Here is a 25,464-nt window from a genome sequence, read left to right on the forward strand (position 1 = left end):
ACAAGAGGAGTGGAGACATTTGGATTACGAACAAATGATTATGCAAATTATTGCGAGCAGCGGGGAAGCGAGAAGTCTTAGCCTGAAGGCGGTACGCACCGCGCGCGGAGGTGCTGTTACAGAAGCGCTGGAACTGATCAAGAGTGCCAAAGAAAGCCTCACCAAAGCACATAAAGTGCAAACCGGACTAATCCAGGCCGAGGGGCGGGGCGAAAAAACGGAAATTACGCTGCTCATGATTCATGCGCAGGATCATCTGATGAACGCGCTGACGGTCAGAGAGCTGGCCGTGGAATTAATTGAAGAAATCAAGGAACGCAAAATTATGGAGCAGGAATGGAAAGGAACGGTGAACTAGAATGCAAAAAATACTTCTTGCCTGTGCAGGCGGATTCTCGACAAGCATGCTGGTGGAACGCATGAAGGAAGCAGCCCGTGGCAGAGGGATTGAGATTGTAATCGATGCGGTGGCGGAGAACGATATAGCCGCCCAAAAGCCTTTTGACATCATCATGCTTGGACCGCAAATGGGTCATGCCGAAGGGGAGCTGGCTGCCGAATACCCGTCTATTCCGGTAACAACGATCGATATGATGGATTATGGCATGATGGATGGGGATAAAGTGCTGGGAACAGCGCTTGAGCTGATGGAGAAGGGGGTCTAGAACATGGCAAGCGGCGCAGAATGGAGAGCCAAGATCCAGAAAGCCAGTACCAAAATTCAGAAAAACAACTATATCAGTGCCATTTCCAACGGCTTAATGGCCTTGATGCCGATCTTGATTCTGGGTGCTATTTTTTCTCTCATCAACGCATTGAAGCTGGAGCCTTACCAGAACTTTCTGGAAAGTACCGGACTTAAGACATATACCTCGATTCCGTCGACAATCACAACAGACTTAATTGCTCTGTATGCGGTATTTTCCATTGCCTATAATTTCGCGGCACAGCTTAAGCAGCAGGGCTTTTCGGCGGGGATTCTCGCTCTGATGAGCTTTCTGCTGGTAACTCCGAAGGGCCTGCTGGACGATGGTGCGACCAAAGCCTTCGGCTATTCCTGGCTGGGGGCCAAGGGGCTGTTTGTAGCCATTATCGTGGCTTTGATCGTAGGCAAGCTGTATACCTTCATTTTAGAGAAGAAATTTTATATCAAAATGCCGAAGGGAGTTCCGCCTACCGTCGAGAAATCCTTTGCGGCTTTAACACCCGGTTTCATTGTAGTCATCGTAATGCTGATTCTGGCCGCGATCTTTGGGGCGACGAAATATGGAAATATGCACGAATTTGTATTTTCAATTATTCAGCTGCCGCTGACCAGCCTCGGCGGAACCTGGTGGGCGATGCTGATCTGCATCTTCTTAATCCACTTGCTGTGGTTCTTTGGCGTTCACGGTACACTGGTTGTCTATTCCGTAGTGGGTCCGATCTGGGTGGCCTTGGGCCTTGAAAATCTGGACGCCTATCAAAGAGGTGTTGAGGGCACGCATATTATCGGCTCGCCCTTCTTCCCGGTTTATGTGCTGCTCGGCGGTGCCGGGGCAACGCTTGGGCTGGTTACCGCCATGCTGTTCGCCAAGTCTGTGCGGTATAAAACGCTGGGCAAGCTGGCCTTCATTCCCAGTCTGATCGGCGTGAATGAGCCTGTAATCTTCGGAATGCCGCTCGTCCTCAATATGCGCTTCATGATTCCGTTTATTCTGACACCGCTGGTGAGCAGCGGAATGGCAATTCTGCTGACCTCGATAGGCATTCTGCCGGTGCTGCACGGCATTCAGGTGCCGCTGGGCATTCCGGTGCTGGTTAACGGCTGGATGAACGGAGGCTGGCGGGTTGCCGCGTTCCAACTGGTGATGATTGCCGCCAGCTTCGTGATTTACTACCCGTTCTTCAAAAAAGCCGACGCCGAGGCGTTCGGGCAGGAGCAGCAGGCCGAAGTGAAGGCGTCGGCAGCCAATTAAATCTAAGGAGGACTATCCGATGTCCAGCCAATTTCCGGAGAACTTCCTGTGGGGAGGAGCGGTTGCAGCCAACCAGGTGGAAGGGGCGTGCCAAGAGGATGGCAAGGGGCTGTCCACGGCGGATGTGGTGAAGTATGTTCCGCCGGAGGAACGCAAGAGCCTGGAGCATATACTGGGGATGTCCAGGGCGGAGCTTTCCGCCGCTATCCTTGACAAGCAGGAGCAGAAATACCCCAAACGCAGAGGGATCGATTTCTATCACCGGTACAAAGAAGACATTGCCTTGTTCGCCGAGATGGGATTTAAAGTGTTCCGGATGTCCATTTCCTGGCCGCGCATCTTTCCGGACGGTGAAGAAACGGAGCCCAATGAAGCGGGACTCCGCTTTTATGAAGATGTTTTTAATGAACTGCGCAAATATAACATCGAACCGCTGGTCACGCTCTCCCATTATGAGATGCCTGTCCATCTGAGCGTCAAATACAACGGCTGGGAGTCGCGGGAGCTGATCGGCCTGTTTCTCCGTTATGCGGATACAGTGCTCCGCCGTTATAAAGATAAGGTTAAATACTGGCTGACCTTCAATGAGATCAACTGCACAATCAAGTTCCCGTTTCTGGGTGCGGGAGTGTTGACAGAAGGCAGGGACAACGGGAAGCAGGCCGCCTTTCAGGCGCTCCATCACCAGTTCGTCGCCAGCGCCTTGACCGTCAAGCGCGCCCGGGAGATCAATCCGGAGTTCCGGATCGGCTGTATGCTGGCCCGCAAGCTGGTGTATCCGTATTCCTGCCGTCCGGAAGATGTGCTGAAGGCCCAGGCCGAGAATCAAATGGCCCAATTCTGCTCGGATGTTCAGGTGAGAGGATATTATCCGTCGTATATCAGGCGGCATCTGCAGGAATATGGCGTGACCATTGAAATGGAGCCCGGGGACGAGGCGGTTCTGCGCGGCAACCTGGCCGATTTTCTCTCCTTCAGCTATTACATGTCTTCAACTGTCAGTACGGACGAGAGCATTACGGACAGAACGGAGGGCAATCTGTCGTCGGGACTGGCCAATCCCCATCTGAAGAGCTCCGAATGGGGCTGGCAGATTGATCCTATCGGCCTGCGTGTGGTGTTGAAGGAAATGCATGACCGTTATCAAATTCCTCTGTTTGTGGTTGAGAACGGGCTGGGCGCTGCGGATGTCAGGGAAGATGACGGCAGCATCCGGGATGATTACCGGATTGAATATTTAGCCAGGCATATTGAACAAATGGCTGAGGCGATTGCCGATGGAGTGGAACTGCTGGGCTACACAAGCTGGGGCTGCATAGATCTGATCTCCGCATCCACCTCGGAAATGAGGAAGCGGTATGGCTATATCTACGTGGATCAGGATGATGCCGGCAGCGGAACTTTGAACCGGTATCGGAAGAAAAGCTTTTACTGGTATAAAAAGGTGATCGCAAGCAATGGTCAGCAGCTCGATTAGCAGATCGGCCCGCGGATTTTTCCGCAGGGCCGTTTCATTTTGGACGGATAGCCGCCGTTTACTTCTCTGCCTGCAATATTTCCTTCAGAGCCTCCAGCAGCAGTCTCATCTCCGCATCCGTTCCTACGGTGATCCGCAGGTGGTTGTCAATGCGCGGCTTGTCAAAATAACGCACCAATATCCCATGCTCCCTCAGCCTGCGGAAGAGGACGGCTGCCGCAACGGCGGGATGGGTGACAAAAAGGAAATTTGCGGTGGAATCCGTCATTTGGAATCCAAGCCCGGCAAGCTGCATTTTGGCGGTTTCTCTGGTGCGGATGATCCTGGCGGTTGTTTCACGCAGATGTGCTTCATCCTGAAAGCTGGCTTCTGCTCCGGCAAGGGCCAACCGGTCCAGCGTATAGGAATTGAACGAATTCTTAACCCGGTTCAATCCTTCAATCAGCTCCGGCTGCCCAAGGGCATAGCCCACCCGCAGCCCCGCCAATGAACGTGATTTGGACAATGTATGAATGACGAGCAGATTGGGGTAGTCGGCAATCAGCGGCACGGCGGATTCACCCCCGAAATCAATATAAGCCTCGTCCACAATCAGCACATGCTCTGTATGCTGCGCCAGCAGCCTGCGGATATCCTCCAGCGGAAGGCAGACAGCGGTAGGGGCGTTGGGATTCGGCAGAATGATCCCGCTGTTCGGTATGCTGTATGCGCCGGTCTTAATGCGGAATTGTTCATCCAAGGGTACCGGAGCATGAGAGAGGCCGTATAAATTGGCGTACACGCTATAGAAGCTATAGGTCACATCCGGGAAAAGCACAGGCAGTCCGCGGTCAAAAAATGCCTGAAAGGCAAATGCCAGTATTTCATCCGAACCGTTGCCCAGAAAGATGTGCTGTTGGGATAATCCGAACCGTCCGGCGATTTCCGCCGCCAGTCTGCTTCCGTGCGGATCGGGATAGAGGCGCAGCTTGCTGTCTGCGGCACGGCGGATGGCCTCCAGTACCCTCTCTGAGGGAGGGTAGGGATTCTCATTCGTATTCAGCTTGACCATACTGCCCTCTATAGGCTGTTCGCCGGGAATATAAGGTGTCAGGGCCGAGGTGGTGGTGCTCCAGTATTTGCTCATAACCGGTAAGTCCTTTCTGCTGATTATTTTGACCGAAGCCAAGGAGGTATTCTAAATATATATTGATTATCGCTTTAAAGCAATGAAGTGACGGGCCTCAAGGCTTCTTCTTTTGCACATGATATCCATTCTGTAGGCCCATCATCAAACAGGGTTTTCACAGCTCTTGAAGACGCAGTAAAGCCTGCTTCCCGTGATCAGGCGGGGAGCAGGCTTTTACAGGTTTGGCTATGCACAGCTGTCTTTTATTTACCTAACTGCTTATCGACCTCACGAATGGGGTTTTCACCCACATTCTCTTCAATCTTATGGCTGCTCATGAACCAGCCGGTGGCTGCAATAATTACAAGCACTACATAGAAGGTAGCCTTCCACCAGGTGCTGTGGGCGAAATCCTCGGACAGCACACCCAGCGACGGATGGGCGAGGGTGATGACGGCCAGCTTGACGCCGACCCAGCCAACAATGAAGAAGGCGGCAATTTCAAGGCCGGGACGGGAATGGAGCAGCTTGACGAAAAAGGACGCCGCGAACCGCATAATCACCAGTCCGATGAATCCGCCGGCGAAGATCACGAGGAATTGTCCGCCGTCCAGGCCGCCGATATTCCCCATTCCGCTTGCCGGAAGCGCAACGGCAAGCGCAACAGCCGCGAGGATAGAGTCAACAGCAAACGCAATATCCGCCACTTCAACCTTCAGAACCGTAAACCAGAAGCTGGATTTCTTCTTTTCCACGGCTTCCTCAGTGCCGCTTTCGGCAGCCTCTTCAGTGACAGGCTTCTTGAACAGCACTTTTCGGAAGATATGGTTCCCTGCGATGAACAGCAGGTAGAGTGCGCCGATGGCTTGTACCTGCCAGATGTCCACCAGATAGGAGATGACGAAAAGTGAACCGAAGCGGAATACAAAAGCCCCCGCCAAACCATAGAACAATGCTTTCTTGCGTTCCTCATCAGGAAGATGTTTAACCATGATTGCCAGTACAAGTGCGTTATCTGCGGCGAGCAACCCTTCCAGTGCTACGAGAACGAGCAGTACCCATCCGTATTCTAATAATAATCCCCAATCCATTGCTGCTTCCTCCTCATTTGGGTGTGAAATACCGCCGCAAAAATTCCTGCGATACATTATTTTAACCAATTATATATAAAAAAGACCTTTACCAAGCAGATCAGCCTTTGGAATAAAGACTAACCTGATTGGTAAAGGTCTCGCTAACAATAGTTCATTGCCGATAAAACCGGAGAACATCCTCACGCTCTCGTATTGACGATTTTATCTAACAGCTACTCCCCTTTACGGGATATATTAAATTTTATTGGTTACGTGATTGATCTAGAAGTATCATATATGACTTGAGAGTCGTTGTCAATGCCTTTGAGAATAAATATCAATAGAAAATGCGCAAATGGAAACGGAAACATGATATGTTTAAGTAAGATAACATGACATCTCATATGGCGAAACTGCAAACATAAGGAAATATAGGGGTTTTTAAGCCTAAACCCAATTGACGGTGCGTGTGATTGAAAATATGATGAGACTAATTAAAGCGGCCAAGCGAATTGGTGTTATGAAATATAACATTAACTCATTTGCCCGCAAAAATAAACTCTATTTAGTAGCAGATTGCCGTAGCTCCATAGTTGTAAAGCTCCGTAAAACTTGGCGGATGCTTACGAAGCGAGTTTTGTACGCTGACTTTGCAGGAAGCCGGGCTCACAAAACTTTTAGGAGGTGGGAAATGATGCAGCCGTCGCCGTGTATATCAAGTGAAGCAGAGGAGGAGATCAGCCGCCACCCTTGCTACAGCGAGGAAGCCCATCGGTTTTATGCCAGGATGCACATCCCGGTAGCTCCCGCCTGCAACATCCAGTGCAATTACTGCAACCGCAAGTTCGACTGCGTGAACGAGAGCAGGCCTGGTGTGGTCAGTGAGGTGCTTACCCCGGAGCAGGCGGAACGCAAAGTGAAAGGGGTAGCGGCCCAGCTCATGCAGCTCTCGGTGGTCGGCGTAGCCGGACCCGGCGATCCGCTGGCGAACCCGGAGCAAACGTTCGATACTTTTGCCAGAGTCAAGGAGCATGTGCCTGATGTCTCCCTTTGCCTCAGCACCAACGGATTGACGCTTTACCGGCATATCGATGAGATTATGGAGCTTGGCATCCGCCATGTCACCATTACAATCAACGCCATCGATGCTGATGTCGGCCAGGAGATTTATCCCTGGGTGTTCGACGAAGGGGTGCGCTACGAAGGCAGAGCGGCAGCAGAGCTGCTGATCAGCCGCCAACTGCTCGGCCTTGAATTGCTGGCGAAGCAGGGGGTATTGGTCAAAGTCAATTCCATTATGATTCCCGGGGTCAACGATCATCATTTGCCCGCAGTGTCCAAAAGAGTAAAAGAGCTCGGGGCCACACTGCACAACGTAACACCATTAATTATCGCACCGGGCAGCCAGTACGAGCTGGACGGCCGCAAAGCGCCCCGTCCGAAGGAGCTGCACAATCTGCAGGAGCTTCTTGGACGCGACGGCATGAAGGTGATGCGCCATTGCCGGCAATGCCGGGCTGATGCCATCGGACTGCTGGGCCAGGACCGCAATCAGGATTTTCCGCTCGAGGCCATGGAGGCTGATCCGGTAATCAACGAAGAAGCCAGGGCGCTGTTCCAGGGCGAGCTGGACGCGAAGATCCGCGAGCGTGTCAAAGCCAAACAGGCCAGACGCCTGCAAGAGAATGCCCCGAAGATCAGGGTCGCGGTAGCCACCAGGGGCGGCGATAAGGTCAATCAGCATTTCGGGCATGCGACGGAATTCCTGGTTTACGATACCGACGGAGCGGATGTCCAGCTGCTCGGTGTCCGCAAGATACAGGCATACTGCCAAGGCAAAGCCGACTGCAATGGCGACAAAGCCGCCACGCTGCAAGAAATCATCTCCATTTTAAGTGATTGCCGCATTCTTCTCTGCTCCGGTATCGGCGATGGCCCGCGTGCGAGCCTGAACAAGACCGGAGTCCTGCCTCTCGTCCGCAAAGGTGGAATACAGGAAGCGATTCTCGAAAGTGTGAAGTACAGTTCTTATTTTGAAAATATAAACATTTCGAAGGGATGATGAATCATGAGACAAATAGCTTTCTACGGTAAAGGCGGTATCGGTAAATCCACAACTTCCCAAAATACTTTGGCCCAGCTCGCAACCAAATTCAAACAAAGAATTATGATCGTAGGCTGTGACCCCAAGGCAGACTCCACACGCCTGATACTGAACACCAAAGCCCAGAACTCCGTACTGGAGCTGGCGGCAGAACTGGGTTCCGTAGAGGATCTTGAACTCGAAGATGTGCTGCAGACCGGCTTCGGCGACATCATCAATGTAGAGTGCGGCGGACCTGAACCGGGCGTAGGCTGTGCAGGGCGCGGGATCATTACAGCCATCAACTTCCTGGAGCAGGAAGGCGCTTATCAGGATCTGGACTTCGTATCCTATGACGTACTGGGCGACGTTGTATGCGGCGGGTTCGCAATGCCTATCCGCGAAGGCAAGGCGCAGGAGATTTACATCGTCTGTTCCGGTGAAATGATGGCAATGTACGCCGCCAACAACATCGCACGCGGTATCCTGAAATATGCCACAAGCGGCGGCGTGAGACTGGGCGGACTGATCTGCAACAGCCGTAACACTGACCGTGAAGATGAGCTGATCATGGAGCTTGCCCGCCGTCTGAACACGCAGATGATCCACTTCGTACCCCGCGATAATATCGTTCAGCATGCGGAGCTGCGCAGAATGACAGTTGCCCAGTACAACCCTGCACATCAACAAGCCAAAGAATATGAAATCCTGGCTGAAAAAATCCTCAACAACAAAATGCTGACCATCCCTACTCCAATTTCCATGGAAGAGCTGGAAGAGCTGCTGATGGAATTCGGAATTATCGAAGATGAAGAAGCCGCGCTCAAGAAGCTGCAGGCTTCCGGCCAATAAGCCAGCAAGCCGTCATTACCCAGGCATCCGGTGAAAGGGAGTGGAGAGACGGCCTTCACCGGATGAACTTTCAGTGGCCTAGAGAGAGGCCATGCAGGCGGCATAAGCGTCCTGCACCACGAAAAGGAGGGTCAATAAATGGGACTGAATATCGAAGAAGAGAATAAGAAATTAGTAGAAGAGGTTCTCGAAGCTTATCCCAAGAAAGCGAAGAAAGACCGCGAAAAGCATTTTCAGGTCGCTACAGATAATGCAATAGATTGTGGTACGTGCGCAGTGAAGTCCAACATTAAATCCCGTCCGGGCGTTATGACACCGCGCGGATGCGCATATGCAGGGTCCAAAGGTGTGGTATGGGGGCCAATTAAGGATATGGTTCATATCAGCCACGGTCCTGTCGGCTGCGGGCAATACAGCTGGGGCTCGCGCCGTAACTTTGCCAACGGAACGCTGGGCATCGATAACTTTACGGCCATGCAAATCACAAGTGATTTTCAGGAGACGGATATTGTCTTCGGCGGGGATAAGAAGCTTGCAGTAATCATGCGTGAGATTACCGAAATGTTTCCTCTTGCCAAAGGCATATCGGTTCAGTCCGAGTGTCCGGTCGGACTGATTGGTGATGATATTGAAGCAGTTTCCAAAAAAATGTCCAAAGAGCTAGATATGCCGATTGTTCCGGTACGCTGTGAAGGGTTCCGTGGTGTCAGCCAATCCTTGGGTCACCATATCGCTAATGATGCCATCCGCGATTTTGTAATGGGGCGTGCAGAACTGGCTGAGACGGGGCCATATGATGTCAACATTATCGGTGACTACAATATAGGCGGTGACGCTTGGGCATCCCGTATCCTGCTGGAAGAAATGGGGCTTCGCGTTATTGCCCAATGGTCCGGTGATGGCTCCCTCAACGAACTGGAAGTAGCTCATAAAGCAAAGCTTAACCTGATTCACTGCCACCGTTCCATGAACTACATGGTAGATCATATGGAAAAAGCATATGGTATTCCTTGGCTTGAATACAACTTCTTCGGACCAACGAAGACTTATGAGAGCCTGCGTGCGATTGCAGCCCTGTTCGACGCAACAATTCAGGAGAACTGCGAGAAGATGATCGCCAAATACAAGCCGCAAATGGATGCCATTATCAATAAATACAGACCCCGCCTGGAGAAGAAAACGGTAATGCTCATGATCGGTGGGCTGCGCTCCCGCCACACCATCGGAGCTTATGAAGACCTGGGCATGGACATCGTGGCTTCCGGTTACGAATTTGCCCACAAAGATGACTACGAAAAGATGCTCCCGATGTTGAAAGAAGGAACAATCGTTATGGATGACCCGACGGCCTATGAGCTTGAAGAGCTCACCCAGAGATTGGGTGTTGACTTGGTCGGTTCGGGAGTTAAAGAAAAATATGTATACCACAAAATGGGTGTTCCGTTCCGTCAGATGCACTCTTGGGATTACAGCGGCCCATATCATGGATTTGACGGGTTCAAGGTTTTTGCCAAGGATATGGATATGACTGTAAACAGCCCGGTGTGGGATCTGGTGAATAAAAAGGCGAAAATCCAGCCAGAGGGGGCGAGCGTATGAGCAAGGACGAATTGAACATTAAAGACAACACCAGCTTGTTCAAGGAAGAACGTTACGTGCAGCAGCGGGAGAACAAAAAACAGTTCGAAGCGCCTTGCAGCGAGCAGGAAACTGCCGAAGCTCTCGCCTACTCCAAATCTGCCGAATATATGGAAAAGAACTTTAACCGTCAGAATGTTGTTATTAATCCACATAAAGCATGTCAGCCATTAGGTTCAGTTATGGCAGCCCTCGGGTTTGAGAAGACATTGCCCTTTGTGCACGGTTCGCAGGGCTGCAACGCCTACTTTCGCAGCCATCTAAGCCGTCACTTTAAAGAACCTACGCCATCCGTCTCCACTTCCATGACCGAGGATGCCGCTGTGTTCGGAGGAATGAACAACCTGATTGACGGCCTTGAGAACAGTGTAGCACTGTACAAACCGGAAATGGTTGCTGTGTGTACAACTTGTATGGCCGAGGTTATTGGTGATGATCTTAATTCCTTTATTGGCAACGCCCGTATTAAAGGGGTAATCAGTGAAGAGTTCCCGGTGGCCTATTGCAATACGCCAAGTTTTGTCGGCTCGCATATCACCGGCTATGATTCTATGGTCAAAGGAATCTTGAGTTATCTGTATGAACGCTCCGGTATTCAGGCGAATCCTGGAAGTGGTGAAGGGACAGGCGAGAAGCTGAACGTTATGCTTGGCTTTGAGCCATACACCGGAAACTTTGGTGAGATTCGCAAAATCCTGAACGCTTTTGATACGAAGTTTACAATCATAGGCGATCACAGTGGCAACTATGATTCGCCGGCTACGGGAGAATACGAATACTATTATGGCGGTACCAAGCTTGAGGATGTGCCGCAAGCAGCCAATGCGCTTGCGACCCTGTCACTGCAAAAGTATACGTTGAAGAAGACACAGGAATATATCAGCGGAACCTGGAACCAGCAAATTGCTGCATTATCTACGCCGCTCGGTATCAAAGGTACAGATAAACTTCTGGAAACAATCAGTGAACTGACAGGACTTCCTATTCCTGCATCACTTACCGAGGAGCGCGGCCGGGTAGTGGACGCTCTCATGGACAGCCATCCTTATCTTCATGGCAAACGGGTAGCGCTTGTAGGTGATCCGGATCTTTTAATCGGTCTGATCGGGTTCTGCCTCGAGATTGGTATGGAGCCGGTGCATATTGTCTGCTCCAACGGGGATGTTGATTTTCAAGAAGAGAAATTCAAGACGGAAGCCGAAGCTCTTCTGGCTGCGAGTCCGTACGGTTCAGAAGCAACAGTGCATGTCGGAAAAGATTTGTGGCATATGCGTTCACTGCTGATCAATGATCCGGTTGATTTGGCTATTGGCAGCTCGCATCTGAAATTCGCCGCTAAGGATGCCGATGTTCCGCTGATCCGGGTTGGATTCCCTATCTTTGACCGTCATCATATGCACCGTTATCCAATACTAGGTTACCAAGGAACTCTAAATCTGCTGAGTCTGATAGTTAATACTATCCTTCAGCAATTGGACGATAATAATTCCGGCTTCAATTTCGAATTGGTACGTTAAGTGATACGCTGGTGCGAATTGAGTTGAAGTGACGAAAATTACTGAAACTTTCTGTAAGGATATTTTATATTATAAATACATCAATTTGAATAAATGTAAAAATCATTTCACCCGGCGTTCCCTGGTCCCTTACATTTCGGCGAAGGATTATTTCAAGCCAAATTCCGGGGACAGGGCAGGCCGGGAATTTTGCAATAATGTGCGAGTAGGCCGCCTTAGTAGCGCGAGTCAGCGTGAAGCAAGCAACTTTAGCGAAGGAGATGAGAGCCGATGGACCCTGTTCGAAAAGACGAATTTGATTCCGAGGCTTGCGGGAGCCTAGCCCCAAAATCCAAGCCCTGTCCACGGCCCAAACCGGGTGAAGCGGCTGGAGGCTGCTCCTTCGACGGAGCCCAAATTACATTGCTGCCGATTATGGACGCTGCGCATCTTGTCCATGGTCCGATTGCTTGTGCCGGGAACAGTTGGGAGAGCAGGGGGGCTCTGTCGAGCGGCCCCTCCCTGTCCCAATATGGCTTTGCTACGGATCTTACCGATTCCGATATTATTTTTGGCGGAGAGAAGAAACTGAAGGAAAGTATTCACTACATTGCCGAGCGCTTTGCGCCTCCGGCAATATTTGTATATTCAACCTGCGTGACTGCCCTTATCGGTGAAGACATGGATGCCGTTTGCAAGACTGCGGCAGACCGGCTGGGCATTCCGGTTATCCCGGTGAACAGCCCCGGTTTTGTCGGCAGCAAGAATCTTGGCAACCGTCTGGCCGGAGATGCCCTGATGCAGTATGTCATCGGTACCGGGGAACCCGCTCCAGATATGTCCATGGGCATCAATCTTATAGGCGAATATAACATCGCCGGCGAGATGTGGGATATCGAGAAGCTGATGAACAGTGCCGGTATTTCGGTAACCTCGCGTATTACAGGAGACGCCCGCTACAGGGAGATTACCTGGGCGCACCATGCGAAGGTTAACATGGTCGTCTGCAGCCGGGCCTTGCTCGGACTCGCGAAGGAAATGGAGTCGAAGTACGGGATTCCTTACTTCGAAGGCTCTTTCTATGGTGCCAAGGAAACGACCTATTCATTAAGACAGATGGCCTTCCTGATGAATGACCGCGAAATGGAGCGCCGCGTAGACCGCCTCACCGAACGTGAAGAGGCCCGTCTCACCCAGGATCTGCGCCCTTACCGCAAGATTCTGAAAGGGAAGAAGGCGGTGCTCTATACCGGCGGCGTCAAAAGCTGGTCCGTCATTTCCGCACTTAAGGAGCTTGGCGTTCAGGTGGTGGGCGTCGGCACGAACAAAAGCACGGAGGATGATGTCCGGCGGATTGCCGACCGGGTGAGCGACGACACCGAATATATTCCCGAGGGCGGCGCGAGCCGGATTCTCAAGACGGTGCGTGAGCGCAAGGCGGATATTATGATCGCCGGCGGCCGCAATATGTACGTGGCGATGAAGGAGCAGATTCCATTCATTGATATCAACCAGGAGAGACATAAGGCATATGCGGGATATGAAGGCTTGCTGCGGCTGGCCAAGGAGCTGACCTATTCGCTTGCCAATCCGATCTGGAAGCTGGCCGCGAGTCCGGCTCCGTGGGACAAGGAGGCGCCTCCTTATGACCGTTAGCAGAAGGAAAAAACCGGCCGCAGTCAATCCGATCAAGATCGGCCAGTCGCTCGGCGCCGTGCTGGCGCTGCAGGGCTGCTATCGCGCCATGCCGCTGATGCACGGCTCTCAGGGCTGCTCCGCGTTTCCCAAGGCACTGCTGACCCGGCATTTCCGCGAGCCGATCGCCGTACAGACCTCCGCGCTGCAGGAGATGGATGTCATCTTCGATGCCAACCGGAATCTGGAGGAGGCTCTTAACCTGGTGCTGAGCAAGCACCGGCCCGATATTATCGGAATTATCGGAACGGAATTGACCGATGTCGCCGGGGTGGATTATCAGAGCATGCTCAAGTCCTACAAACGGGAGCGGAACATGCGCGGAGGACTTGCTTTTTCCGTGGTGCTCCCTGACTTCCGCGGTTCGCTGGAGTCGGGCTTCAGCATTACGGTGGAGGCGATGATCGATGAAATGATCCAGCAGGTGGGGCACAGGGGCTCGAGAAGCGTGAATACCCGGCAGATTACGCTGCTGCCCGGATCTTTCCTGACACCTGCGGATGTGATGGAACTGAAGGAGATTATTTCTTCCTTCGGCTTCGAGGTGATTGCGCTGCCGGATATCTCGACCTCCCTGTCAGGGCATTTGCTGACCGGGTTCTCTCCGCTGACCCGTGGCGGTGTGCCGCTGGATTCCATGCTGCAGAGTCTGCAGTCCGGGCTGACAATCGCCATCGGCGGCAGCATGGAGCGTCCGGCAAGAAGGCTTCACAATGCGCTTGGCACGCCTTACAAGGTTTTTGAAGGCGCGATGGGACTTAAGGCTTCCGATGAGCTGCTGCATTTTCTGCACCAGATCAGCGGAGAGCCGGTGCCGCTGCGGTATTGCTGGCAGCGTGAGAATTTGCTCGACAGCATGCTTGACGCGCATTTTCAGTTTGCCGGCATGTCTGCAATGACCGCGCTGGAGCCGGATCATCTGTATTCCGTCTCGGGATGGCTTGAAGAGCTTGGGGTGGAGCAGAAGGCGTTGATTGCTTCCTATGAAACACCGCTGATTGCAGGAATGGAGCGCGAGGTGTGGGTAGGAGATCTGGACGATGCCGAAGTGCTGGGCAAGGGGGCCGATCTCTGGATCAGCAATTCTCACGGCATCGCCGGAGCGAAGCGGATTGACGCTGCATTTATGCCGGCCGGCTTTCCGGTATGGAACGAGCTTGGAGCTTACATGTCCGTCTCTGTAGGATACAGAGGCGCCATGGAGTGGAGTAATAAAGCAGGGAATTTGTTAATGCAAAGGGAGGCCAAACACCGTGAAAGTAGCATTCGCCACAGATGATGGAAGCCGCGTGAATGCCCACTTTGGGCAAAGTCCTATGTTCGCCGTATATAATGTAACCAAAAATGGCGGCGAACTGGTAGAACTGCGCAAGCTGCCGGTTGTCCTGAATCAGGATGAAGCCGGTAAAATTGACAACCGGCTGGCGGCGGTAGAAGATTGCACACTGATCTTCATCATGCAGATTGGCGCTTCAGCCGCCGCGAAGGTGACGCGCCGCAAGATTATGCCGGTTAAGGTTCCGTTCGGCAGCCCGATTGACGAGCAGGTGAAGCGTCTGGTTGAGATGCTTCAGGGCAAGCCGCCGATGTGGCTGGCCAAGGTGCTGCGTGCGGAAGAGGAAGGCACAGGCGAAGGGGAGGAAGCGAATGGAACCATTGGCAAATGAGAAGATGACAATTCAAGCTGCTCCTTCCTTGGAAGGAGCGGCGGTGAAGCTCCGCCGCCGCAAGGCCGAAAAAGAACTGGATCAAGATACGGCGGATGCTTTTGTCCGCCGTTTGTGCAATCTTTTGGATACGGCTGACTTCTTCGGACGGCATGCCTCGCTGTCCCCGCAGGAGAAGATTGCCAAGCTGTTCCTGGCTACCGCCGAGGACAAGGATAAATCGGACTTCAACTGTGCCGTATCTCCGAAGGTCCGCCAGCAGGTTCCGGTTCTGTTCCAGGCCATCGCCGGAGTCATGGAAGAGAAGAGCGGAACCATGGTGCAAAGCACCGCCGAGATTAATGTGGAGGGCTTTGGAAGGGGATTGCTGTACAGCGGCCGTGTCATCCTGGTGCTGAAAAGTCTGCGGGCCGGCTTTCCCTTCCCCTTCACCTCGGAGGAGAAGACCATCCGTTATGGAGTGGAGTGTGTGGAGGAAGGCCTGGCCTTTTTGGAAAAATATAACGAGATGACGCAGTTTCACGGATTGCTCAGCCTCGAAGGCTAAAGGCGCGAATTAATTATCAGTCACAGGGGGGAACAGGGATGGAGCAGCTTGCCGGTGATATGGAGCTGGAACGGTATGCCCGGCAGCTTAAGCTGCTCGGAGAAGACGGGCAGAAGGCGCTGAAGGAAGCGACGGTGATGGTGGCCGGAATCGGCGGACTTGGAGGAACGGCTGCGCTGTATCTGGCAGCGGCGGGCGTCGGCAAGCTTATTCTGGCCCATGAAGGGATAATTGTCCCTCCTGACCTCAACCGGCAAATTCTCATGGATGCGGAGCATCTGGGGATGGAGCGGATGAGCACGGCCATTGCCCAGCTGAAGCGCCTGAACCCGCATGTCGAGATTGAGGGCTATAATTCCAGGATTGAATATGAACTTGCCAGACCCTGGGTGGAGAGCGCAGATATTGTGATCGACGCCCGTTATGATTTTCCGGAGAGATATACGCTGAACCGTCTGTGTGTAGATACCGGCACACCTATGGTGGAAGCCGCTATGTATGGATTTGAAATCTCCCTGACTACGGTCATTCCCGGTCTAACGCCCTGCCTGGAATGTTTGTATCCGGATGTGCAGCCGCAGTGGGAGCCGCTTGGATTTCCAGTTCTGGGAGCGACCTCCGGAATTGCAGGTTGTCTGGCTGCGCTGGAAGCCGTAAAATGGATTACAGGGGTAGGGACAACTTATGCGGGCGTGATGCATCGCTTCAGCTCACTCGACTTCGCCTGTTACAGCGTCCATATTGCCCGTAATCCGAATTGCGCTTGCTGCGGAGAAGGAGGTAAACCGTGAAAAGTCTCAAGCTATGTGACACGACACTGCGGGATGGTGAACAGGCGGCTGGAGTTTCATTCACGAGGGCGGAAAAGCTGGAAATCGCAAAGTTGCTGTCGGAGTGCGGAGTAGAGCAGGCAGAGGTGGGGATTCCTGCCATGGGCAAGCGGGAGCAGGAGGATATTGCGGCCATCGCCGAATTGAATCTCCCGATGAAGCTCATGACCTGGAATCGTTCGGTGGCGGGGGATATCGACAAGGCGCGGGCGACCGGAGTGAACTGGAGCCACGTGTCCATTCCCGTCTCGGAGATTCAGCTGCAGGGCAAGCTGGGCCTCACCCCTGCGGAGGGGCTGAACAAGCTGCTTGGCGCGGCCGAATATGGCCTGTCGCTGGGGATGACGGTGTCGGTAGGGATGGAGGATTCCTCCAGGGCCAATATGGGTTTCCTGGTCCAGCTGGTGAATTCTCTCCATAAGGAGGGAATCCGCAGGTTCCGTTATGCGGATACGGTCTCGGCCCATCATCCAGGGCAGATTGCAGAGCGCGTAAGCACTCTGCTTGGTGCGGTCCCGGCAGATGTTGAGCTGGAGGTGCACTGCCATAATGATTTCGGGCTGGCCTGCGCCAATACGCTGAGCGGAATCGCCGCAGGTGCAGTGTGGGCCAGCACCACGGTGGCCGGAATCGGCGAACGCACCGGGAACGCAGCCATGGAGGAAGTGGCGATGGCCTGGCATTACCTGTACGGTGGAGAGAGCAGCGTAAGATTCGATCTGCTCAAAGGCTTGGCCGACAAGGTGATTGCCGCTTCCGGCCGCAGTGTAGGAGATGCCAAGCCCATTGTGGGACAGATGGCTTTTACGCATGAGTCGGGCATTCACGTGGATGGTCTGATGAAGGAGAGAGCCACTTATCAGACCTTTGATCCCTCTGAAGTGGGCCGGAGCCACCATTTCGTACTGGGCAAGCATTCCGGCACCGGTGCTGTGTCCCATGTGCTCGATCAGTGGGGCCTTGCGATCAGTGCGGATACTGCTGGGCGTCTCCTGGAGCGGGTCCGTGCATACGCAGAGGCCCGTAAAGGAACTGTACCGGAATATATGCTGGTGCAGTGGCTGATGGAAGAGCAGCAGCGGGCACAGAACGCTGTATAAGAATGGAGCGTAACGCCGGAGCCGGGATTAGAACACAGAACGCCTGAGCGGCCTGTAAGAAGGTTTTACAGCGTAGGCCAGGCGCCTGTGACGGAAATGTGCTTGAGGTTTGGATGGCTCTGAAGTGTTAATATTAAGCAGACAGCGCTGATCTTCATTAAGGAGGAGGGGAGCGCTGCCTGCTTTTTTTGCAAATATATGCTTGTTAAGGGTTCACGGCCATCAGCAACAGGAGTGATAAGCAGAGAAGGCAAGTAGAATGGAGGAGCAATGACTCAAAAAACAATCTTTTTTGATATTGACGGCACGATTTATGATGAAGCCAAGAAAATTCCCGCGTCTGCGAAGGAAGCCATCGCTGAACTGAAAAGCCGGGGCCACAATGTGGCTATCGCCACCGGCAGAGCTGCTTACATGTTTGAGGATTTGCGTGAAGAGCTGGGAATTGATTCATATGTGTCACTGAACGGGCAATACGTAGTTTTTAAAGGAAGAGAGATCTACTGCAACCCCCTGGATACCCAATCTCTGCAGAAACTGACCTTGTTCGCCGAGAAGAACGATCACCCGGTGGCCTATATTGATGCTGTCGGCATGACCGTAAATGTTGCGGAGCATGAGTACATCAAAACAAGCATCGGCTCTCTGAAGCTGGCGTTTCCGACCCATGATGCGGGTTATTTTTTGCAGCATGAAATCTATCAGGCGCTGATTTTTTGCCCGCAGGAGGATCAGGGCTTGTACTCAGAAGCGTATCCGCATTTGAATTTTGTCCGCTGGCATAAGCTTTGTATGGATGTGCTGCCGGGAAATGGCTCGAAGGCGGGGGGCATTCAGCAGATGATGAAAATTCTTGGTGTGCCGAGGGAAGATATCTATGCTTTTGGCGACGGACTGAATGATCTGGAGATGCTTAGCTTTGTTGGTCATGGCATCGCGATGGGCAATGCGGAGGATGAAGTGAAGGCGGCCGCCGCCTATGTGACCAAGCATGTCAGCGAGAACGGCATTCTTGAGGGCTTGAAAATGGTGGGCCTGTTGTAGAGAAGAAGGCAGGACCCTTCTCTTGCAGAATCTGCAGCAGATGCGGTCCTTTTTGGCTTGGGGCGAAGCTCTGCGTCTGAGGGCTGAAATGCAGGCTGGATGTTTGGGGAAAGAGTTGAATTCAAGCCGCTGTACAGGTGCAATTGCAAGTTAAGCTGAACAAGACTGGGCGGGTTGTCCATCTATAGTATATGTCCGCTCAGCAGCAGAGGTGTCCAGGCATGTGAACAGATTATTCCGGTCCCGGGTAATTTCAGCTTGTCCGGACGGGGTAAACACCCGGATTTTGCAAAAATAAACTGCGGCCTACGAGACAGATGTCCATGCCTTCCCTGGGTAAATGGAGTACTATACATCAAGTCTATTGGGAGGTGCTGTAAATGGGAAGTCTGGAGCTTAAGAAAAAATGCCCGAATCCTGAGAAAAAGCGGCTTGAGTGCTCTTTGCCAAAACCGTGCAAGAAAGGGCTTAAAAGAAAAACTGCAAGACGGAAGCATGAAACGGAAAGGAAATGCGGCTGCAAGAAAATTATCGTCAAAAAGCAGATTGTCCGTGTAAACATTCCGCTTGGTGCATTGGGAGCGGCCGGAGCCGCCGGAGCGCTTGGCGCAGCGGGTGCTGTGGAAGCGCTGGGTGCAGCGGGTGCAGCCGGAGCCGCCGGAGCTCTGGGGGCCGCCGGTGCAGAAGGATTGCTGGGGGCAACGGGTGCAGCCGGAGCCCTGGGGGCTATTGGAGCCGCCGGTGCGCTGGGCGCCGCCGGGGCCGCCGGGGCTTTGGGCGCGGCCGGGGCAACGGGCGGCCTGGGAGCGGCCGGAGCCGCAGGGCTGCTTGGCGCCGCCGGCGCTGTCGGCGCTCTGGGCGCAATGGGTGCTACGGGAGCGCTGGGCGTCGCCGGAGCCATTGGGGCCGCCGGAGCTATCGGGGCCGCCGGCGCCATCGGCCCGGCAGGAATCGGAGGACTGGTGGGTCCCGCTGGACCGGCTGGGGCCGCCGGCGCTGCCGGACCTACCGGACCGGCGGGACCCGCCGGAGCCGCAGGGCCTGCCGGAATTGCCGGGCCTGCCGGAATTGCCGGGCCTGCCGGAATTGCCGGACCCGCCGGCGTTGCCGGACCGGCCGGGGCGGTCGGACCCGCGGGACCCGCCGGGGCTGCTGGAGCAACGGGCGCAACCGGAGCTGCAGGAGCGGCAGGCGCAACCGGCGCAACGGGTGCGGCCGGAGGGATAGCCCAATTTGGTTATGTGTATAATCTGGGGGCGCAGGTCGTGCCGATTGAGGCGGATGTGTCTTTTGATACGAACGGTCTGCTGACTCCGGGGATTACCCATGCTCCCGGCACAACGACAATTTCAGTGACTAATGCCGGGATTTATGAGGTCAATTTCTCGGTATCCGGCGTGGAACCCAACCAGTTCGCATTGTTCGTCAACGGGGCCGAGGTTGCGGGTACCGTATACGGCTCGGGTGCAGGAACCCAGCAAAACACCGGGCAGGCGATCTTCGCCTTGGCCTCGGGAGATGTGCTGACGCTGCGCAACCACAGCTCCGCGGCGGCAGTCACGCTGCAGACACTGGCCGGGGGCACGCAGGCGAATGTCAACGCGTCGATTGTAATCAAGCAATTAAGCTAGGCTCAAATGAAAGGGAGCGCGGTTCTAACCGGCAGCACAAACCTGCGGAGCAGAGTGGCGGAACCTTTAAAAGCAGAAGACGGAAGCTCTTCCTTATTAAGAAAAGAATGAGCTTCCGTCTTTTTTTTTCTGCAGATTCAGCTGCCGAAGTACATACAGGGCCTTTCCTTTCAGCATTGTCGATTGACGCTCTGCCTGCTAAGGCGGCCAGTGACTGATGATGCACGGAAGTGAAAGGTTTTAACGGAATTTTGTTATTCTCTTCCTCCGGTGTGGTTAAGATATATTAATATGTCCGGAAGAGGCCGGGGTGGCCTTTATACGGATCTGAAGCTCTTATCCAAGCAGGAATCGCAGAAGCGGAGGGAATTCCGGTGAACCCCAAATGGTGGAAAGAAAGCGTCGTGTATCAGATTTATCCGATCAGCTTCATGGACAGCAACGGTGACGGAATTGGAGATTTGCGCGGAATTATGTCCAAATTGGACTATTTGCAGGATCTGGGTGTGGATGTAATCTGGGTATGTCCGATTTATAAATCGCCGGGCCACGACAACGGATATGATATCAGTGATTATTGCGACATTATGAAGGAATTTGGAACGATGGATGATTTTGACCGGCTGCTGCGGGAGATGCATTCGCGCGGGATGAAGCTGATGATGGATCTGGTGCTCAACCATACCTCCCACCAGCACCCCTGGTTCATTGAATCCAGAAGCTCGAAGGATAATCCCAAACGGGATTATTACATCTGGAGAAAGGGCAGAAACGGCGGTCCGCCGAACAACTGGGAGTCCTATTTCAGCGGTTCGGTCTGGGAGCTCGATCCAAGGACAGGGGAATATTACCTGCACCTGTATTCCAGATTTCAGCCGGATCTGAACTGGGAGAATCCCGCCGTGATCGACAAGCTGCATGAAATGGTGCAGTGGTGGCTGAAGAAAGGGATCGACGGCTTCCGGTTTGACGCAATTGCCCATATTGTGAAGAAGGACGGGTATCCCGATGCTCTGAATCCTAACGGCACGGCAACTGTGCGGGCGTATGACATGTTCTCCAATCTGGAGCATGTCCATACGCTGCTGCGCAATCTGAATGATCGGGTGCTCTACTTTTACGATATTATGACGGTCGGCGAAACCTCGGGCCTCGGGCCGGAGCAGGCGCTCGATTATGTCGGCGACGGACGCCGCGAGCTGAACATGACCTTTCAATTTGAGCATATGAATCTGGATTGCGCCGCACCGGGCGGAGGGAAGTGGGACACCATCCCCTGGAGCCTTTTGGAGCTGAAAAAAATCATCAGCAACTGGCAGACGGTCCTGCACAACAAAGGCTGGAACGCCAATTATTTGTGCAATCATGACCAGCCGCGCTCGGTATCGCGGTTCGGCAACGATATGTATTACCGCATCCCCTCGGCCAAAATGCTGGCCACCTTTATTCACATGCTGGAGGGTACGCCATATATCTACCAGGGTGAGGAAATCGGGATGACGAATGCGGGCTTTGAGTCGATTGACGATTACCGGGATGTGGAGACGCTGAATTATTATGAGGAAAAACGCACGAATGGCGTTCCCGAAGCCGACATCATGGCCGCTATCCACAAAAAAAGCCGGGACAATGCCCGGACGCCGATGCAGTGGAACGATGGCGAGGACGGCGGATTTACGGAAGGGGTTCCGTGGATTCGGGTGAACTCCAATTTCCGGGAGATCAATGCAGCCAGGGCGGTCAAGGACCCGGACTCGATTTATCATTATTACAAAAAGCTGATTCAGCTGAGAAAAAAGCATCAGGTCATTGTCTACGGTGAATACGTTCTGCTGCTGGAGGAGCATCCGGAAATTTATGCTTATACCCGCATGCTGGAGGATGAGCGGCTGCTGGTCGTGCTGAATTTTTTTGAGCGGGAGCCGGTGTTCGAGCTGCCGGAGGAATTTCAGCCGGAAAAGCTGGAGCTGCTGATCTCCAACTACACGCCGGGCAAAGAGGAAGACTTAAGGAAGCTGAAGCTTCGTCCCTATGAAGCCAGAGTCTATCTGGAGAAGCAAGGCTAGTATGAGAATAGGAGTTGCCACAACCGCGGGAAGTATGGCGGAATGGCGACTCTTTTTTGAGTTTAAGGTGAAAAGGCGGTACAATTGCGTTACATCAGATGATGTATCCAAGCCCGGTATCAGGCGCGATAAAGCAGGGCTTGAATACACGCATTCAGCATACATAGGACGGTTTGTGCATGTACTGTTGCGGGAGGAGAAGGAACATGGGTGAATGGTATGAGGAGAGCTTTGGCGAGGATTATTTAATCGTATACAGACACAGGGATTTTGGCGGGGCGAAGCGCGAGGTGGAGCGGATGATCGGATGGCTGGGGCTGCCGAAGGGGGCCAGGGTGCTGGATCTGTGCTGCGGCATGGGACGCCATTCGCTGGCGCTTGCAGAGGCGGGCTACGAGGTTACGGGAGTGGATCTGTCTGAAGCGCTGCTGCGTGAAGCACGGGCGCAGGCCGGGGCCGAAGCCGTCACCTGGATACGTTCGGATATGCGCAAGCTGCCGCTGGAGGGCGGTTTTGCCGCTGTGGTTAATCTGTTTACTTCGTTTGGTTACTTTGAAGAGGATGAGGAGCAGGTGAAGGTGCTGCGGGAAATTCACCGCATGCTTGTGCCGGGCGGCAAATTCATTATTGATTTTCTCAATCCGTCTTATGTGGTCCGCCATCTGGTTCCGCACTCTGTCCGTGAGGACGGAGACAATCTGATCGACGAATCGCGGCGGATTGAGGACGGCTATGTGAAAAAGGATATTATCCTGACCTCCAAAGCGGGCGGCGCCCCCCGTGAATACCATGAGCGCGTCAAGCTGTATCCGCTGGAGCAGTTCCGCCGGATGATTGGAGCCGCAGGCTTGCAGCTGGAGGCTGTGCACGGCAGCTATGAGGAAGAGGAATACGTTGCGGAGAGCTCGGCACGAATGATTTTTACGGGCGTGCGTCCTTAGGATGGTGTCGGGAAGAAGATTCAAGGGAGGCGGAGACGGCATGATGCATAAGACAGACCTAACCACATGGGAGGGCGGCATTATTCAGGTCTCGGTTCCGATGGCTCCGCCGCTGCGTCAAGTGAACAGCTATATTCTGCCTGACCGGAACGGGCAGCTTACGGTGATTGACCCTGGCCCGCATACGGCTGAGGCGGAAGCGGCCTGGGAGGCTGTGCTGCAGGAGCTGAATTCTTCCTGGAGTAAAATTCGGGATATTGTGGTTACGCATCATCACCCGGACCATTACGGCCTTGCGGGCTGGCTGCAGTCCCGCAGCGGCGGCAAGGTGTGGATGTCGGAGCGGGCGCATGACGAAGCCCGGCTGACCTGGGGAGCAGAGGGGATTCTGAATGAGGCGCTGCCGCTGTTCTTCATCCGCTACGGAATGCCGGAGGAGTGGGTGCAGGGAGTCAGGGAGCATCTGGAGAGCTTCCTGCCCCAGGTCACCCCCCAGCCGGAGGTGACCTACATCAATGCTGCGGAGCCATTTGTCATGGGCAACCGCAAATGGCAGCCGCTGGTGACCGGAGGACATGCGCCGGGGCACCTGTCTTTTTACCACGGCGGCAGCGGGCAGATTCTGTGCGGCGATGCTGTGCTGCCGCAGATTTCGCCCAATGTCAGCCTGCAGCCGGGCAGCGATCCGCAGCCGCTGCGGACCTTCATGGAGGGGCTGCGCGAGCTGCGCAGCCTCCGGGTGGGCCAGGCGTTCCCGGGCCACCGGGAACCGTTCACGGGCTTCGCGGGGCGGGCGGACAGCCTGCTCGCGCATCATGAGGAGCGGCTGGACAGGACGGCCGCTCTGCTTGCAGGCGGCCCGCTCAGCGGCTTCGCGGTATGCGAAGCGCTGTTCCGCAGCCGCGTGAGCAGCGCGCACCAGATGCGCTTCGCCATGAGCGAGGCGCTGGCGCATCTGGCCGAGCTGGTGCGCCGGGAGCGGGCAGAGATAATCCAGCCCGCTTCCGGCGGGGTGACGATGTTCGCGGCAATGAAGTAAGCTAAGCAGCGGACGGACAGCAGCTTAATAGAGGCCAGGCTGCGTATGCATAGGGTGTCCCCCATGTATACGCGGCCTGGCCTTTTTGAGCAACAACGGCAGAAGTGCCGTTGTTGAGGCGCCAAGGGCTGGGTTGCCGAGGAATAACGGCAGAAATGCCGTTATTGAAGCGCCGACGGCCGAAGTGCCCAGAAATAACGGCAGAAGTGCCGTTATTGAGGCGCCAAGGGCTGGGTTGCCGAGGAATAACGGCAGAAATACCGTTGTTGAGGCGCTGACGGCCGAAGTGTCCAGAAATAACGGCAGAAGTGCCGTTATTGAGGCGCCAAGGGCTGGGTTGCCGAGGAATAACGGCAGAAATACCGTTGTTGAGGCGCTGACGGCCGAAGTGTCTAGAAATAACGTTACTACTTAGGTACCCATATAGTGCATTTTGTACCAATTGGGATTTGAAGCACTACATGTAGATGTTTATCTGGTCGTGTTGCCTGAAACATAGGTGCAAACTCAAATTTAAGTAGATAAAAAACACAACATAAAGTATTTAAGTAGCCTTTAAAATCAAAATGTTGTACCTAAGTAGTTACGAAATAACGGCAGAAATTCCGTTATTGAGGCGCCGACGGCCAAAGTGTCCGTAATCCTGCAAAGAAGCTTATATTCTAGGGAAATCTAAAAAAGTGCACAAAAAAAAGAGATTCCTGTATCGTAGAAGTTGTAACGACACCCACGAAAGGAGATCTCTTGCTGTATATGTATAAGTTACCTGAACAAGGGTTGTTATGTCAAGTCACTACGTGGTTAAACACGAAAAGCAGGTTGTGGATCGGTGACCGTTATGCCAAAAAACTGAATTGGGGCATTACCACATTTCTTTTTATGGAAGCGATCCTGAGCCGCCGATCCGGGGTGCAGGACATCGCCGATTTCCTGTTCCGCACGCCTTGTTTTCAGGAGTGGACGGGGGTTTCTTCGATTCACCCCTCGTCCCTCTGCCGGAAGTTAAGCCAACTGCCACCGGAACTCATGCGTGAACTTTACCAGTCCCGCCTCCAGCTGCTACTCGGAAAAGAAGGACCGCCTCTTCCCAAACCGTTACAGAAGCTCGGTCCCTTAGAATAGGCAGCCACCTTGCGTGTACTGTGTTAAGTTCTTTGCAAAATCACTGCGAAGTGTCCAGAAATAACGGCAAAAGTGCCGTTATTGAGGCGCCAACGGC

23 protein-coding genes are annotated in these 25,464 nt (G+C 53.7%); 21 read left to right on the forward strand and 2 right to left on the reverse strand.

What is annotated here, in order from left to right:
- Positions 1 to 19 precede the first annotated feature (19 nt).
- Genes HYD27_RS06785 through HYD27_RS06800 form a run of 4 tightly spaced genes read left to right on the forward strand, consistent with a single transcriptional unit; the run spans position 20 to position 3,435 of the window.
- Positions 20 to 358, forward strand: coding sequence for a PTS lactose/cellobiose transporter subunit IIA (locus tag HYD27_RS06785; RefSeq protein WP_304623693.1), 339 nt, complete (start codon positions 20 to 22; stop codon positions 356 to 358).
- Between the two features lies 1 nt (position 359).
- Positions 360 to 665 (forward strand): PTS sugar transporter subunit IIB, encoded by a 306-nt coding sequence (locus HYD27_RS06790; RefSeq protein ID WP_219212862.1) that lies wholly within the window; start codon positions 360 to 362, stop codon positions 663 to 665.
- 3 nt (positions 666 to 668) lie between these two features.
- A complete protein-coding gene (locus HYD27_RS06795; protein WP_219212865.1) occupies positions 669 to 1,958 on the forward strand; it encodes a PTS sugar transporter subunit IIC in 1,290 nt (429 codons plus the stop codon).
- A 19-nt stretch (positions 1,959 to 1,977) separates the two neighbouring features.
- Positions 1,978 to 3,435 (forward strand): glycoside hydrolase family 1 protein, encoded by a 1,458-nt coding sequence (locus HYD27_RS06800; protein WP_219212866.1) that lies wholly within the window; start codon positions 1,978 to 1,980, stop codon positions 3,433 to 3,435.
- A gap of 58 nt (positions 3,436 to 3,493) precedes the next feature.
- Here HYD27_RS06800 and hisC read toward each other — a convergent pair whose 3' ends face one another.
- On the reverse strand, positions 3,494 to 4,561 hold the full coding sequence (hisC, locus tag HYD27_RS06805; RefSeq protein WP_219212868.1) for a histidinol-phosphate transaminase: 1,068 nt from the start codon (positions 4,559 to 4,561) through the stop codon (positions 3,494 to 3,496).
- 245 nt (positions 4,562 to 4,806) lie between these two features.
- Positions 4,807 to 5,634: a TerC family protein gene (locus HYD27_RS06810; RefSeq protein ID WP_219212870.1), complete on the reverse strand. Its 828-nt coding sequence runs from the start codon at positions 5,632 to 5,634 to the stop codon at positions 4,807 to 4,809.
- 673 nt (positions 5,635 to 6,307) lie between these two features.
- Here HYD27_RS06810 and nifB point away from each other — a divergent pair.
- The 17 genes from nifB to HYD27_RS06895 all read left to right on the forward strand — a co-directional run bounded on the left by nifB (position 6,308) and on the right by HYD27_RS06895 (position 25,367).
- A complete protein-coding gene (nifB, locus tag HYD27_RS06815; RefSeq protein ID WP_219212872.1) occupies positions 6,308 to 7,678 on the forward strand; it encodes a nitrogenase cofactor biosynthesis protein NifB in 1,371 nt (456 codons plus the stop codon).
- A 6-nt stretch (positions 7,679 to 7,684) separates the two neighbouring features.
- Positions 7,685 to 8,551: a nitrogenase iron protein gene (nifH, locus tag HYD27_RS06820; RefSeq protein ID WP_019908852.1), complete on the forward strand. Its 867-nt coding sequence runs from the start codon at positions 7,685 to 7,687 to the stop codon at positions 8,549 to 8,551.
- Positions 8,552 to 8,689: 138 nt separating this feature from the next.
- Complete coding sequence (nifD, locus tag HYD27_RS06825) at positions 8,690 to 10,150, forward strand: nitrogenase molybdenum-iron protein alpha chain (protein WP_219212874.1); 1,461 nt, start codon at positions 8,690 to 8,692, stop codon at positions 10,148 to 10,150.
- Entirely contained in the window at positions 10,147 to 11,706 is a 1,560-nt protein-coding gene (nifK, locus tag HYD27_RS06830; protein ID WP_219212876.1) for a nitrogenase molybdenum-iron protein subunit beta, read from the forward strand. The genes nifD and nifK overlap by 4 nt, the downstream gene beginning before the upstream one ends.
- Before the next feature lie 270 nt (positions 11,707 to 11,976).
- Positions 11,977 to 13,341 (forward strand): nitrogenase iron-molybdenum cofactor biosynthesis protein NifE, encoded by a 1,365-nt coding sequence (nifE, locus tag HYD27_RS06835; protein WP_219212878.1) that lies wholly within the window; start codon positions 11,977 to 11,979, stop codon positions 13,339 to 13,341.
- Entirely contained in the window at positions 13,331 to 14,659 is a 1,329-nt protein-coding gene (gene nifN, locus HYD27_RS06840; RefSeq protein ID WP_219212880.1) for a nitrogenase iron-molybdenum cofactor biosynthesis protein NifN, read from the forward strand. Before nifE ends, nifN begins: the two co-directional genes overlap by 11 nt.
- Positions 14,634 to 15,047 (forward strand): nitrogen fixation protein NifX, encoded by a 414-nt coding sequence (gene nifX / locus HYD27_RS06845; RefSeq protein WP_219212882.1) that lies wholly within the window; start codon positions 14,634 to 14,636, stop codon positions 15,045 to 15,047. Before nifN ends, nifX begins: the two co-directional genes overlap by 26 nt.
- Positions 15,028 to 15,594, forward strand: a complete 567-nt coding sequence (locus HYD27_RS06850) for a DUF269 domain-containing protein (protein WP_219212885.1) — start codon at positions 15,028 to 15,030, stop codon at positions 15,592 to 15,594. The genes nifX and HYD27_RS06850 overlap by 20 nt, the downstream gene beginning before the upstream one ends.
- Positions 15,595 to 15,632: 38 nt before the next feature.
- Positions 15,633 to 16,385, forward strand: a complete 753-nt coding sequence (locus HYD27_RS06855) for a HesA/MoeB/ThiF family protein (protein ID WP_219212886.1) — start codon at positions 15,633 to 15,635, stop codon at positions 16,383 to 16,385.
- A complete protein-coding gene (locus HYD27_RS06860) occupies positions 16,382 to 17,524 on the forward strand; it encodes a homocitrate synthase/isopropylmalate synthase family protein (protein ID WP_219212888.1) in 1,143 nt (380 codons plus the stop codon). The genes HYD27_RS06855 and HYD27_RS06860 overlap by 4 nt, the downstream gene beginning before the upstream one ends.
- A 270-nt stretch (positions 17,525 to 17,794) precedes the next feature.
- Positions 17,795 to 18,568 carry a Cof-type HAD-IIB family hydrolase gene (locus tag HYD27_RS06865; protein WP_219212889.1) on the forward strand — a complete coding sequence of 258 codons (774 nt, stop codon included), beginning with the start codon at positions 17,795 to 17,797 and terminating at the stop codon, positions 18,566 to 18,568.
- Between the two features lie 380 nt (positions 18,569 to 18,948).
- Complete coding sequence (locus HYD27_RS06870; RefSeq protein ID WP_219212891.1) at positions 18,949 to 20,199, forward strand: BclA C-terminal domain-containing protein; 1,251 nt, start codon at positions 18,949 to 18,951, stop codon at positions 20,197 to 20,199.
- A 374-nt stretch (positions 20,200 to 20,573) separates the two neighbouring features.
- The gene (locus HYD27_RS06875) at positions 20,574 to 22,265 is read left to right on the forward strand and encodes a glycoside hydrolase family 13 protein (RefSeq protein ID WP_219212893.1); all 1,692 of its coding nucleotides are present in this window, start codon (positions 20,574 to 20,576) and stop codon (positions 22,263 to 22,265) included.
- Between the two features lie 206 nt (positions 22,266 to 22,471).
- Positions 22,472 to 23,206 carry a class I SAM-dependent methyltransferase gene (locus HYD27_RS06880; RefSeq protein ID WP_219212895.1) on the forward strand — a complete coding sequence of 245 codons (735 nt, stop codon included), beginning with the start codon at positions 22,472 to 22,474 and terminating at the stop codon, positions 23,204 to 23,206.
- 40 nt (positions 23,207 to 23,246) lie between these two features.
- Positions 23,247 to 24,245: an MBL fold metallo-hydrolase gene (locus HYD27_RS06885; RefSeq protein ID WP_309242026.1), complete on the forward strand. Its 999-nt coding sequence runs from the start codon at positions 23,247 to 23,249 to the stop codon at positions 24,243 to 24,245.
- An 85-nt stretch (positions 24,246 to 24,330) separates the two neighbouring features.
- Positions 24,331 to 24,660, forward strand: coding sequence for a hypothetical protein (locus HYD27_RS06890; protein WP_228745014.1), 330 nt, complete (start codon positions 24,331 to 24,333; stop codon positions 24,658 to 24,660).
- Between the two features lie 338 nt (positions 24,661 to 24,998).
- Complete coding sequence (locus HYD27_RS06895) at positions 24,999 to 25,367, forward strand: hypothetical protein (RefSeq protein WP_219212897.1); 369 nt, start codon at positions 24,999 to 25,001, stop codon at positions 25,365 to 25,367.
- Positions 25,368 to 25,464 lie beyond the last annotated feature (97 nt).

Origin of the sequence: Paenibacillus sp. S150 (genome assembly GCF_019352175.1) — a bacterium.
Taxonomy (GTDB): Bacteria; Bacillota; Bacilli; order Paenibacillales; family Paenibacillaceae; genus Paenibacillus_AQ.